This is a genomic window from Pseudomonadota bacterium (assembly GCA_011049115.1).
Classification (GTDB): Bacteria; Desulfobacterota; Anaeroferrophillalia; order Anaeroferrophillales; family Tharpellaceae; genus DSCM01.
Genome location: DSCM01000071.1, coordinates 1 through 12,270, shown reverse-complemented (window position 1 = coordinate 12,270; position 12,270 = coordinate 1). Strand labels below are relative to the sequence as shown.

The window sequence follows — 12,270 nt, the reverse complement described above, 5'->3', positions numbered from 1 at the left end:
GTTTTAAAAACCATATACAGAAAAGGTCGCTGTGGGTGGTCAATTTTCCGTAATCACTAGCTCTTTAACTGATCAATTTTAGAGTATCACAACCACGCGCTTCTTGGTCCCGAGTTAACAACAAGATTTGAGGTGGGTTGGCGAAACGTTATTTTTTCTTTTCCAGATCAGCCAGAATCTGATCAAGGCTTTCCTCATCTTCGAGATCCAGTTCAAGTTCTGTGAATTTATCATCTTCCATCGCAAAAGATTTATTGAAATTTAATTCATCCTCCGAATGAGAACCACTTGTAAAGGAAAAAGGAAGATCATCTTCCGTAGTCTTGCGATCCTTTGCTTCCTTGACCTCATTTTTTTTCATCTCTGTTTCTGACAAAAGATCGATTTCCCTATCCAGTTGCTTTTCCTCGGAGTTGCACATGAAGGTAGGCGAGAGCTCTATTTCATTGTCTTGCCGAATGTTGTTTTCCAGTTCTGATGCAGCTAATTGATGAAGCTCAAACTCTCCCCGCTGCGGCGGCAGTTCAAAAGTTTCTTCATTCTCCAGGGATCCGAGATCGGAAAAGAAATCATCCGGCGAATGTTTTTCGGTCGCCGAGTTTGCGGAAATCTGGGAAGATGATGCCAATGATGCAGGGTAATCCCTTGAAAAATCATTGTCAGTTAGGGATAAGTCGATATTTTCCGGTAAATCATCCAAGGCTTTCTGCGTTTCACTTTCCTGGACTTCTTGGAATGGGGGAATTTTGTTGAAAAGGATTGGTTCACTCGCCTTCAAATTAAGAGCACGACGACTTTCTTCCAGATTTTCTCCACACTTTTTACACTCTTTCAAATAATCAAAACTGGTGTAGCCGCATTTTAGACACTTCACAATAGCCTCCCTGATTTAAACTAAGTTGTAAGGCTTGACTTTTTTTCTCTCAGAAACTGGATGAGAACCAGAGCGGCCACGACCGCGGTTTCAAGCCGTAGGATGCGACTGCCCAGGCTGGACAAGGAGCAGTTCCGAAAACGAAAAAAATCAATCTCTTCCTTACAGAAACCACCCTCAGGGCCCAAAAAAAGCCTGGTTTTACAGTCAGATGAAAAATTAAGCCGGTCTAGGGTCAGCTCCTCCTCATGCGCCTGCGGGTGAAATACGATTTCTTGCCAGTCGCCTGTATCCATGCCGCAGAGATTGATTTTACTCAGCAATGTCGGTGAATCAATCTCCGGCAGAAAAAGTGAGCCTGATTGTTTCAGGCTGGAGATAGCGATTTTTCGCCAATGTACGATTTTTCTTTCAGACTTCGGCGCGGAACCTGATTTAACCATTGTATGCGCGGTAATCAAGGGCGTTATCCGAGTAACCCCAAGTTCCACAGCTTTCTCAATGATATTGTCAAATTTTTCATTTCTAGGAAGAGCAACAAGTAGATGTAAGGGCCGAGGTTCGGTCTTGGGTTCCGCCCCGGTGATTTTAACCTGCAGCCGGTCACGGCCGATGCTTTCAATCAAGCCATAAAAAAGTCCTCCCCGACCATCGAGGAGTTCTATCCTATCGCCTTTCTTTCTTCTCAAAACTTTGACCTGATGGTGGAATTCGTCACCTTGCAGAAAGATTTTTGCTTCTTTGATGGTTTCAGTATAAGCAAATTTTGACATGTTGCCTTATTCTTGAAAATTGTAACTTTTTTTGCAAGTTGATAAATTTTCGTTTTGTTTTTATTTTAGTAACTATTCAGCCAGCCCGGAAAATCTAGGGACACGATCCCGATTTTCTTGAAAATCGGTCATCTCCACGATTTCTCTTTTACGTCTCAATGCAAGGTTAAATCAACTGCGCTGAATAGTTACTTGTGTTGTTGATAGAAATTTTCTATAGGAAAGAGGGGGCAACTCAGCCGATTTTTTTTTGCGCACGCAAATTGTTAGCCGCTATTTAAAAAAGTTCCTTAATCTCTGATCCGGGCAAAAAGATCGAAGTCAAAACTATCGTAAATCTCAACGTCAACCAAGTTTCCAGGCTCAGCCTCTCCCTCAGTAATATAGGTTATTCCATCAATTTCCGGGGCCTGAAAAGAGGTTCTGCCCTGAAGAAGAAGGTCGCTTTCCCGGCTGAGCCCTTCTATCAGAACCTTCTTGATAGAACCGACTTCGTTCCGGAGGCGTTGTTCGGTGATTTTGCGTTGTTCCTCCATCAGCAGCTGCAGTCGCTCTTCTTTTAAAGGATCTGCTATCTGACCGGGAAAGTTTGCAGCCCGGCTACCTTCCTCCGCCCAGTAAGTGAAAGCTCCAAGGTAATCGAAAAAACCCTGCTTGACAAAATCAACTAATTGCCGAAAGTCATCGTTGGTTTCCCCGGGGAAACCAACGATGACGGTACTGCGCAGGTACAAGCCTAGAATTTCAGATTTCAGACTTGTAACTGTGCGGAGAATGTCTGCCGCACAATCCTGGCGTCCCATTGCTTTCAAGATCGAGTCACTGATATGCTGAACTGGCAGGTCAAGATATTTGCAGATCTTATTTTCCTCGGCAATAAGGTTGATCAATTCAGAACTGATCCGGTGGGGGTAGGCGTAAAGCAGACGGATGCGCTCTAGTCCTGGCAAAGAGCTGAGTTTCCGCAAAAGAACAGTCAGCTGGGGCGTGCAGGAAAAATCAAGGCCGTAAGCCGTAATATCCTGAGCCACTAAATTGATTTCCCGAATGCCGTTTGCAATCATTTGTCCGGCCTGCTTGAGAAGGGTTTGCAGAGGGGCGCTCTGCTGGTGCCCCTTGATTGCCGGAATCATGCAATACGAGCAACGATTGTCACAACCTTCTGCAATTTTCAGATAACTGAAACCGGCATGGGTTGTCAGTTGCGGAATTTCGTGGAGAGAGCGGTAATCCGGAACGCCGATACGGCCATGGCAACCAAACTGATTGGGCTTATCAGGATAACTTCTGATAGCTGAAACTATCTCGGCAAAACCATCCGTGCCCAAAAGCAGGTCTATTTCAGGGATTTCATCGGCCAATTCCATACCGTAACGTTGAGGCAAACAACCGCAGACCACCAGCAACCGGCAGCAACCCTTTTTTTTGAAGTAAGCGAGATCAAGGATGGTTTCAATTGCTTCTTCAATGGCGGGTTGAATAAAAGCGCAGGTATTGACAATTATAATTTCAGCTTCAGCCGGATTATCAAGGAGCGTAAAATCATTTTTATTCAGGAGGTAGGCCATTTTTTCGGCATCGACCTCATTCTTGGGGCATCCCAGATTGATAATGGCGACTTTTTGCATCATAAAATTTTTCGGCCACGAAAGCTGTCACTTCGTGGCCGAACCTTATTTATAAGCCAGCTGAGCGCAATAACGTTAAGAAATTCTGACGATATCGATCCAGCCATTGATATCGGCTTTGCCGCCATACTGAATACCGGTAATCTCATCAAAAAGCTGCTGTGAAAGCTCTCCGACCTGGCCTTGATTAATCGTAACGTTTTTTTCTTTATAGTGAATGGAACCAACCGGAGAAATGACTGCAGCCGTACCGGTACCGAACATTTCCTTGAGACGACCTTCTTCGGCTGCTTTGAAAACCTCATCAATACCGATCTGTTTTTCAGTTATCTGAATCCGCCAGTTTTTAAGGATTTTAATAGTTGAGTCGCGGGTTATTCCCGGTAAAATGCTGCCGTTCAATGGAGGCGTTATAACCTCGTCATCAATTTTGACCATGATATTCATAGTCCCGACCTCTTCCAACCATTTTAGCTCATGAGCATCAAGCCAAAGCACCTGGGTAAACCCTTTTTTCTGGGCTTTGACTGCAGCCAGCAGGCTTGCCGCATAATTCCCCGGGGTTTTGATGGCTCCGATGCCACCTCTGACCGCACGGACATATTCATCTTCAACCATGATCTTTACCGGGTTGAAGCCTTCCGCATAATAGGCTCCGACCGGAGAAAGGATTATCATGAGCTTATATGTATGTGAAGGTCGAACCCCGAGGAATGGGTCGGTCGCGAAGATAAATGGGCGTATGTAAAGAGCGGTGCCGTGCCCCGAGGGAACCCACTTGTGATCAATTTCAATAAGTTTTTTCAAACCCCTGACCAGATCTTCAACGTCAATCTCGGGAATGCACACCCGTCGGGCTGAGTCGTTGAAGCGCCGAAAGTGATCACGGGCGCGAAACAGGTTTATATTGCCGTCAATTGCGCGAAATGCTTTCATCCCCTCGAAAATAGCCTGGCCGTAATGCAGGGCCATCATTGAGGGCTCAATCTGAATCGGGGCATAGGGTTCAATGCTACAATTATGCCAGCCTTTTTCGCGATTATAATCCATAACCAGCATATGGTCGGCAAAGTGAAGGCCAAAACCAAGTTTGTCATTGTTGGGAATGGCTTTAGGTTGTTGATTCAATTTGATAGTTATATCCGCCATATGGTTTCCTTCCTTCTCTCTATAAGGGCTTGGATCATGAATTACTAGAATAAAGATGTAAATTGATTTTAGCTGTCTGTGCCGCTCATGATGATTCGGTGCTTGAGAAGGTCCATCTCTTTAATCCCGGCTTTAATGGTCAGGCGGTCTCCAAAGAGGCCGACCAATTCAACCTCGCCATCGGGCAAGGGCGTGATCAGCGAAACATCTTCCATCAACAGTTTTTCATCGCCTGAGCTGTCCAGCAGATAAGCATTTGATTGACACATGGTTATACTCTCCAATTCCAGGGTATATCCTGCCCTGAACCGGTTAGCGAACGGTCCATGGGAGGGGATACAGAATAATTGATTTACCTTTATCACAACGGGTTAACTCTGTGCAAGCATAGAGAAAGCCGAATCAGGAAAAATTATTCCTGCTATCTTTGAAGTTGACACGTTCCTGAGAATCAAATACAACTGGCGCCTAAGTTTCTGCGGTTCGTCCAAAGTTGTAAAGCTTAAAAATACAGGAGAGATTCTAAAATTATGGCTCTAGTTGTTCAGAAATATGGTGGAACTTCCGTTGGTTCGACTGACCGTATCAAAAACGTCGCGCGGCGAGCAGTGGCGGCCCAGCAGAAAGGCAACCAAGTGGTAGTCGTGCTTTCGGCAATGTCCGGTGAGACAGACCGGCTCATTAGTCTTGCCAACGAAATTGATTCACGTCATAATCGCCGGGAACATGATATACTGGTCTCCTCCGGGGAACAGGTTTCAATTGCCCTTCTGGCTATGGCGATTGAGAATCTTGGGGTTAAGGCAATATCCTATCTCGGACCACAGATTCCTATCCTCACCGACAACGCTCATAGTCGGGCCAGAATTATAGAGATTCGGGGCGAACGGATATTAAAATCACTTGCCGATGGTTGTATCGTTGTGGTTGCCGGCTTCCAGGGGGTTGATGAACATGGTGATATCACAACCTTGGGGCGTGGTGGTTCTGATACCAGCGCGGTTGCTGTGGCGACGGCCCTGTCGGCCGATGTCTGTGAAATATATACCGACGTGGACGGAATCTATACCACCGACCCCAATATCTGTAGTCAGGCCAGGAAATTGAAATGCATCTCCTATGACGAGATGCTTGAGTTAGCCAGCTTGGGGGCTAAGGTCTTACAGATACGTTCAGTCGAGTTCGCCAAAAAATGCGGAATTCCAATTCATGTTCGTTCAAGTTTTTCAGAGAGTCAAGGAACTATCGTCTGCAAGGAGGATGAAGGTATGGAAAAAGCCATCGTTTCCGGCGTGGCCTATGATAAAAATGAAGCCAAGATCACAATTTGCGGGATTCCTGATCGGCCGGGAATTGCGGCGGCAATCTTTTCAGCGATTTCCACTAAAGGCATCGTGGTCGATATGATAATTCAGAATATTTCAGAGAAAGGTCTTACCGACCTGACTTTTACGGTTCCAAAGCTGGATTACGAACTGGCTCTTGCTTCACTCCAGGAAATCAACCCTGAAATTGGAGCTCATGATATCAATGGAGACCGCGATATCGCCAAGGTCTCCATTGTGGGGATCGGCATGCGCACTCACGCCGGTGTGGCTACGCGGATGTTTGCCGCTCTGGCCCATGAAAATATCAATATCATGATGATCAGCACTTCTGAAATTAAGGTTTCATGCGTGATTGCCGAAAAATATACTGAGCTCGCGGTTCGGGTTTTACACCAGGAATTTGACCTTGCCAAAGAGGCTCAGGATGTATGTAGTGATTGATAATAAAGTTTAATTTTACAGGTATTTAATGATAAAAATATATGATACGACCTTAAGAGACGGTACGCAAGCTGAAGATATCTCTCTGTTGGCTGATGACAAAGTCAGGATTGCCCGGCGTCTTGATCTTTTCGGCATTCATTATATTGAAGGAGGTTGGCCTGGTTCAAATCCCAAAGATTTTAGTTTTTTTAATAAAATCAAAGACGTCGAGCTGAAACAGGCAAAAATAACGGCTTTCGGCAGCACCCGGAAGCTTGAAAATCAGGCGGAATGTGACCCCAACCTTAAAGCCATTGTTGAAACGGGGGTTTCAGTTGCCACTATTTTCGGAAAATCCTGGGATTTTCATGTTTTAAACGCTCTCCATATCACGCTGTCGGAAAATTTACTTATCATCGAAGACTCCCTGGCTTTCTTAAGCTGTCACATGGAAGAGGTTTTTTATGATGCCGAGCATTTTTTTGACGGCTTTAAAAACAATCGTGAGTATGCGCTGGCAACGCTGAAAGCCGCCGTCAGGGGAGGGGCTAGATGTCTGGTTCTCTGTGATACCAACGGCGGCACCCTGCCTGATGAGATTGCCGTTATAGTTGATATTGTACGTCATGAGCTGAGTGATGGAGTCGCGTTGGGAATTCATGCTCACAATGACTCGGAAACCGCTGTCGCCAGTTCGCTACTTGCTGTACGACACGGGGTTACCCAGGTCCAGGGCACGATAAACGGTTTTGGTGAGCGTTGTGGTAATGCCAACCTCACCTCGATTATTCCCAATCTGCAGATCAAGATGGGCTACAACCTCATCGATCCTGATAAGATGGCTCAGCTTGCTTCGTTGTCACGTTATGTTGACGAAATTGCCAACAAGCGGCACAGTCGGCATCAGCCTTTTGTGGGTCGCAGCGCTTTCGCTCATAAGGGGGGGATTCATGTCAGCGCGGTGCAAAAGGATCCTCTAACCTACGAACACATCGACCCAGAATTGGTAGGCAACCAAAGACGGATTTTAATTTCCGATCTTGCCGGGCGCAGCAATATCATCTGTAAGGCCCAAGAGTACAACCTTGATCTTGGCTCAAAAGAAAATACCGAAGAGATTCTCAGGCAGATCAAGGATCTTGAAGAAAAAGGCTTTCAGTTCGAGGGAGCCGAAGCCTCTTTTGAGCTGCTGGTCCGCAAAACTAACGGGACCTACAAACCTATTTTTAATTTTATGGGTTTCAGGGTAATGGTTAATAAATACAGGCATGATCGACCACCGTTAACAGAAGCCACAGTAATGCTTGAAGTGGGAGGAGTGATTGAACATACCGCCTCCGTGGGTGAAGGTCCGGTTGATGCTCTGAACCGGGCTTTACGCAAAGCCCTGGAAAAATTTTATCCCGATCTGAAAAAGGTCAAGCTTGATGATTATAAGGTCAGAATCCTTTCTTCCGATAAGGGTACGAGTTCGGTAACCAGAGTCTTGATTGATTCAAAGGATGATTTGGGAAATAAATGGGGCACGGTAGGGGTTTCAAACAATATTATTGAAGCCAGCTGGCAGGCCCTGATTGATGGCATTGAATATAAATACAATATGCAGGGGGGAGAGTGTGAGCTTTCGAACGGCGATTCTGACCATAAGTGATCGTGGTTTTCGGGGAGAGCGTCAAGATCTTAGTGGCCCGGCGTTGCGCCAGAGACTTGAGCGAGAAGAAAAATTCTTGGTCGCACGAGAAGAAATAGTCGGCGATGAGCTTGAGGTGATTTCCGAAAGACTTAAACATTGGGCCGATAACGGTGATTATTCTTTGATTCTTACTACTGGAGGGACCGGTTTTTCTCCTCGGGATATAACCCCAGAAGCAACACAGGCAATTATCGAAAGGTTGGCGCCGGGATTCAGCGAAGCCATGCGCAGTGCAAGTCTTATAATAACCCCGCACGCCATGATTTCTCGTGCTGTCGCCGGAATTCGCGGGCACACACTGGTCGTTAATTTGCCCGGCAGCCCCAAAGCCGCGCAGGAATGCCTTGAAGTTATCTTACCGGCTCTGCCACACGCCCTCGAGAAGTTGGCCGGTGATCCTGCCGACTGTGCTTCCTGACATGCGCAGACGAAAGTCATTTTTTTTACTAAAGGCGTCCAGGACAGAACTCGAGATGATCCTTGCCGTAGAACGGTCAGCTTTTGGCTCACCCTGGGGACAAGCAAATATCCTGACAGAGCTTGAAAATGACCTTTCTTTGAACTTTATAGCACTGTCTATGAATAAGCGGAAAGCACTGGGGTATATTTGCGCCAGAGTGATTGATCGGGAGGGGGAAATTCTTCGTATCGCGGTAATTCCAGAGGCCAGACGAATGGGCGTAGGCCTAGAGCTACTACAGAAAATCGTAAAAACGCTCGTCCAGCGAAAGGTGGCCACTCTTTATCTGGAAGTGGCGGAAAATAATACTGCTGCATTAATTCTTTACAAAGCCAATGATTTTCTGGAATATGGCTTTCGACCGGGATATTATGACGCAGGAAAAACCGGAGCTAAACTTCTGCGTAAGGAATTATCATAAAAAAGGGGGGCCGGAGCCGTGAGCCCCCCTTTTTATTTCAGTTCTCCATATGACAGGCCGTACAGGGATTTGTTGGCCCGGATATTTTGCCGGCCGCCACCATGTCCCGATGGCAGCGTTTACATAGAGCTCGATGGGAAACCTTGATAATGTTAGGTATTCCGCCCTTATCATTACCGGGATGGCAGCTGCCGCATTTTTTTATATCCTTATTCATTTCCCAACTTTCATGACATTGTTCACACCCCATACCCAGATGTTCGGTGTGGTGAAAAATCGGATGACAAGAAGCACATTTTTTAATTTCATTTTCGCCGTCCCAAGCGTGATGACATAATTCACAATCATAATTTTCGTGTTTGGCATGTGTGAAAATAGAAGGTTTTCTGGCGCCGCTTGGATCAGCCTTGGTCACCAGGATCGTACCAGAAGGGGCATCCTTAGCCAATAGCGTCAGCGGGACCATTGTCAGTAAGACAAAAACACCGGTAAGAATTACTGTCATTCTCATGTTGAATCTCCGTAATTTAGGGCGCTACAGTATGCCGTTTAAGCTTGAAAAATCATCATATCCTGCCGAGCGACTTAAAATTTTTTCTTTTCCCGCAACATTTTGGTGGCCTCGGAGAAAAATCCGTGTTATCGTTATTGTTCAAAAAACTCTTAATAAGAGTGGACTATAAAATTCCGGTTTGTGAGGCTCGAAGATCGGCAGAAGGCTTGTTTCTGAAGCCGCTACCCAAAACCAGCTGATTGTAACATTCCCACATTTAAATGTCCAATGGTTTGCTGCCAGCTGCCAGAGTTAAAACTTCATAATATTTTCTAAAGTTGAACTATTGCTGGAGATGAAAGATCCGTAAAAAAACAGGGCATCGAAAATAATATGGATGAACAACATAAAATTCGTCGGCGACATCCCAGAACTCCACTTTCCGCCAAGGTGGAGTTTTTTGTCGATGCGGATATAGTCACTGCTAAAACTGTGGATATCTCGGACGGGGGACTACAGATTACGACCTTTGCGCCGGTACGAGCTCTTCTTAGAGTCACCGAAGAAAGCGGCATGATTACGGAATATGAAACTGAAATGATCTGGGCTCGCAAAGGTAGCGATCAGCAGATGATTTTTGGACTTAAAATTATCGATTCAGATTACAGGGTGTTGGAAATTGCATCTTTTTGACAGTGAAATAATCAGCCGCGAACCTCTGGCTGCCGAGATCTGGCGTCTGCGTCTTACGACCGATACTCAATTCGTTCAGGCCGCGACTCCCGGTAGGTTCGTGATGCTCGGCTTGCCTGGTTTTGGCTTCGATCCTTTTCTGCTAAGGCCCTTTGGTATCTGCCGTTCAGGCGCGGATTGGTTTGAAGTTATTATCAAGGTCGTCGGCAAAGGCAGTCGGCAGATTTGTCGATTGAGGCCTGGCGAACGTATTCGGGTTCACGGTCCTCTGGGCAACGGCTATCCTGATCCCGATCTAAATGCGTCAGAGTGGCTGATTTTGGTTGCTGGTGGAATGGGTATCGTTTCACTTGCGTCATACATCTTTAATACCCTTAAAAATGGTTTTTCTCTCAAAAAAACAATTTTATTATATGGGGCCGGCAGCAAAAAGGAACTTGTTTTAAGCTCGGAGATTAATGAAGCCATAATCTCAGGGCTGGAGGTCCACACGATTACCGATGATGGCAGCTGCGGTCGTCAGGGGCTGGTAACCGAGCTTTTACATGATCGTTTACAACAACGACCCCGAAGTATAGTTTTTTCCTGTGGTCCTGAAGCGATGTTGAAAGGGGTGCAAAAAATTATCCTTGAAAACCATTGCCATGGATACCTGAGCCTGGAAAACAGAATGGCTTGCGGTTTTGGAGTTTGTCTCGGTTGCGTGCAACCTGTGCTTGGAAGCAAAGGGAGTGACCTTTTGGGAAACGCCAAAGTTTGCACAGATGGACCGGTTTTCCCGGCATGGAAGGTTGTTTTCTGATGGTTGATCTCAGGGTGGCGATTGCTCCGGGTGTGGTACTGAAAAATCCAGTATTAACCGCTTCTGGAACCTTTGGATATGGCCGTGAGTATGCGTCGTACTTTGACATCACAAAAATTGGCGCGGTCATTACCAAAGGACTTTCACTGCACCCGAAGAAAGGCAATCCCGGCCTCAGAATCAGTGAAACCCCTTGCGGGATGCTCAACGCCATTGGTCTTGAAAATATCGGGCTTGAGCTCTTTCTGGCGAAAGAAATGCCTTTTCTTGCAAATCTGGGGGCGACTGTCATCGTTAATATGTTTGGCAACAGCCAGGCAGAGTATACGGCTTTGGCCGAAAGACTGGATGGGGTTGCCGGGATTACTGCTTTGGAGATCAATATTTCCTGCCCGAACGTTAAATCCGGTGGAATTCAGTTTGGCACTGATCCTGTGGCCGCAGCCAGTCTGATTGCCGCAATCAGAAAGAAAACCTCATTACCTCTGATTGCCAAGTTATCGCCAAATGTCACTGATATTACGGCTGTAGCCAAGGCGGTCGAAGGGGCCGGAAGCGATGCGATCTCATTGATCAATACGTTGTTGGGAATGGCCGTTGATCTTAAAAGGAAACGACCGTTGTTGGGTAATGTCACCGGCGGTCTTTCCGGACCTGCAATTAAACCAGTGGCCTTAAGAATGGTTTACCTGGCAGCCCGTGCAGTTTCGATTCCCGTGATCGGGATTGGAGGGATCAGTTGTGCTGATGATGCCTTGGAATTTTTACTGGTCGGGGCTACTGCGGTGCAAATCGGTACGGCCAATTTCATCAACCCAAAGATTGCGCTTGAGGTCGTCCTGGGTATAGAAAATTATCTTGAACAACATCACTACAAAAGTGTAAAGCAATTTATCGGAGCCTTGGCCGATTAGCAGAGTCCCTCCCGAATTACTTGTGGTCAATACTTTAAATTCCTTTTCGATCTGAACCTATAAAGACTTTTTCCCGCATAAGCATTAAGGTAGGCCACAATCTCATCCTGGGTGGCTTTACGGGTGAATTTAAACTCAACTGCGAAACTGTATAATTTTTTTGAAATAGCAATATAATCAGACTCTTCGCGAATAACCCGAGCCATAAAATCTCCCGATAAGGTTTTAAGTCCAGTCGAATCATCTTCATTTGTCGATTGAGATTCAAATTCAGCCAGAAGCAGAGAGCCTGGTTGAAGCAACGGACAATCAGTGGTAAAGTACATTCCTCCCCCCCCTAAATTGACGGTATTTCCCTGATATGGCCCGATGATGTCTTTCTCTTTTATTACAAAAAAAGAAAATTCAAGATTAAGGTTATAACGGTAAAATTCGCGCTGATTACTGCTTTTCTTTTCTGCCATCAAAATAGAGTCTTTCCACAGTTTAAAAACCGATAGTTATGACAACCGAAATTTGACCAGTTGTGATTATCGAAAATTGATCACCCTGATTGCAAGATAAAGTTAAGCACTGATGTTCATGGTTAAATTTTAAGTTTGCTTATTGGTAATGTCTT

At 45.8% G+C, this 12,270-nt stretch carries 14 protein-coding genes; 7 read left to right on the top strand and 7 right to left on the bottom strand.

Features of this window, described 5'->3' with window-relative positions; all coding sequences use genetic code 11:
- Window positions 1-148 precede the first annotated feature (148 nt).
- From ENN66_05800 to ENN66_05780, 5 genes are all read right to left on the bottom strand, one after another.
- Window positions 149-874: a hypothetical protein gene (locus ENN66_05800; protein HDS16113.1), complete on the bottom strand. Its 726-nt coding sequence runs from the start codon at window positions 872-874 to the stop codon at window positions 149-151.
- Window positions 875-894: 20 nt separating this feature from the next.
- Complete coding sequence (locus tag ENN66_05795) at window positions 895-1,647, bottom strand: 16S rRNA (uracil(1498)-N(3))-methyltransferase (protein HDS16112.1); 753 nt, start codon at window positions 1,645-1,647, stop codon at window positions 895-897.
- A 290-nt stretch (window positions 1,648-1,937) separates the two neighbouring features.
- The gene (gene rimO, locus ENN66_05790) at window positions 1,938-3,278 is read right to left on the bottom strand and encodes a 30S ribosomal protein S12 methylthiotransferase RimO (protein HDS16111.1); all 1,341 of its coding nucleotides are present in this window, start codon (window positions 3,276-3,278) and stop codon (window positions 1,938-1,940) included.
- 72 nt (window positions 3,279-3,350) lie between these two features.
- Window positions 3,351-4,424 (bottom strand): branched-chain amino acid aminotransferase, encoded by a 1,074-nt coding sequence (locus tag ENN66_05785; GenBank protein ID HDS16110.1) that lies wholly within the window; start codon window positions 4,422-4,424, stop codon window positions 3,351-3,353.
- Between the two features lie 68 nt (window positions 4,425-4,492).
- Window positions 4,493-4,693: a CooT family nickel-binding protein gene (locus ENN66_05780; protein HDS16109.1), complete on the bottom strand. Its 201-nt coding sequence runs from the start codon at window positions 4,691-4,693 to the stop codon at window positions 4,493-4,495.
- Between the two features lie 261 nt (window positions 4,694-4,954).
- On the opposite strand from ENN66_05780, the gene ENN66_05775 reads away from it, so the two are divergent.
- From ENN66_05775 to rimI, 4 genes are read left to right on the top strand one after another with little or no spacing between them, the layout of a single operon-like run.
- Window positions 4,955-6,193 carry an aspartate kinase gene (locus ENN66_05775; protein HDS16108.1) on the top strand — a complete coding sequence of 413 codons (1,239 nt, stop codon included), beginning with the start codon at window positions 4,955-4,957 and terminating at the stop codon, window positions 6,191-6,193.
- Window positions 6,194-6,221: 28 nt separating this feature from the next.
- Entirely contained in the window at window positions 6,222-7,826 is a 1,605-nt protein-coding gene (locus ENN66_05770) for a citramalate synthase (protein HDS16107.1), read from the top strand.
- Entirely contained in the window at window positions 7,753-8,286 is a 534-nt protein-coding gene (locus ENN66_05765) for a MogA/MoaB family molybdenum cofactor biosynthesis protein (GenBank protein HDS16106.1), read from the top strand. The genes ENN66_05770 and ENN66_05765 overlap by 74 nt, the downstream gene beginning before the upstream one ends.
- A complete protein-coding gene (gene rimI, locus ENN66_05760; GenBank protein HDS16105.1) occupies window positions 8,261-8,749 on the top strand; it encodes a ribosomal-protein-alanine N-acetyltransferase in 489 nt (162 codons plus the stop codon). The genes ENN66_05765 and rimI overlap by 26 nt, the downstream gene beginning before the upstream one ends.
- Before the next feature lie 37 nt (window positions 8,750-8,786).
- On the opposite strand, the gene ENN66_05755 is transcribed toward rimI, so the two are convergent.
- Window positions 8,787-9,260 carry a hypothetical protein gene (locus ENN66_05755; protein ID HDS16104.1) on the bottom strand — a complete coding sequence of 158 codons (474 nt, stop codon included), beginning with the start codon at window positions 9,258-9,260 and terminating at the stop codon, window positions 8,787-8,789.
- A gap of 375 nt (window positions 9,261-9,635) precedes the next feature.
- Here ENN66_05755 and ENN66_05750 point away from each other — a divergent pair, with 375 nt between their 5' ends.
- Genes ENN66_05750 through ENN66_05740 form a run of 3 tightly spaced genes read left to right on the top strand, consistent with a single transcriptional unit; the run spans window position 9,636 to window position 11,651 of the window.
- Window positions 9,636-9,935 carry a PilZ domain-containing protein gene (locus ENN66_05750; GenBank protein ID HDS16103.1) on the top strand — a complete coding sequence of 100 codons (300 nt, stop codon included), beginning with the start codon at window positions 9,636-9,638 and terminating at the stop codon, window positions 9,933-9,935.
- Entirely contained in the window at window positions 9,922-10,737 is an 816-nt protein-coding gene (locus tag ENN66_05745; protein HDS16102.1) for a dihydroorotate dehydrogenase electron transfer subunit, read from the top strand. The genes ENN66_05750 and ENN66_05745 overlap by 14 nt, the downstream gene beginning before the upstream one ends.
- Window positions 10,737-11,651 carry a dihydroorotate dehydrogenase gene (locus tag ENN66_05740; protein HDS16101.1) on the top strand — a complete coding sequence of 305 codons (915 nt, stop codon included), beginning with the start codon at window positions 10,737-10,739 and terminating at the stop codon, window positions 11,649-11,651. The genes ENN66_05745 and ENN66_05740 overlap by 1 nt, the downstream gene beginning before the upstream one ends.
- Window positions 11,652-11,677: 26 nt before the next feature.
- Here the strand turns inward: ENN66_05740 and ENN66_05735 are convergent, their stop codons facing one another.
- Complete coding sequence (locus ENN66_05735) at window positions 11,678-12,115, bottom strand: PilZ domain-containing protein (GenBank protein HDS16100.1); 438 nt, start codon at window positions 12,113-12,115, stop codon at window positions 11,678-11,680.
- Between the last annotated feature and the right edge of the window lie 155 nt (window positions 12,116-12,270).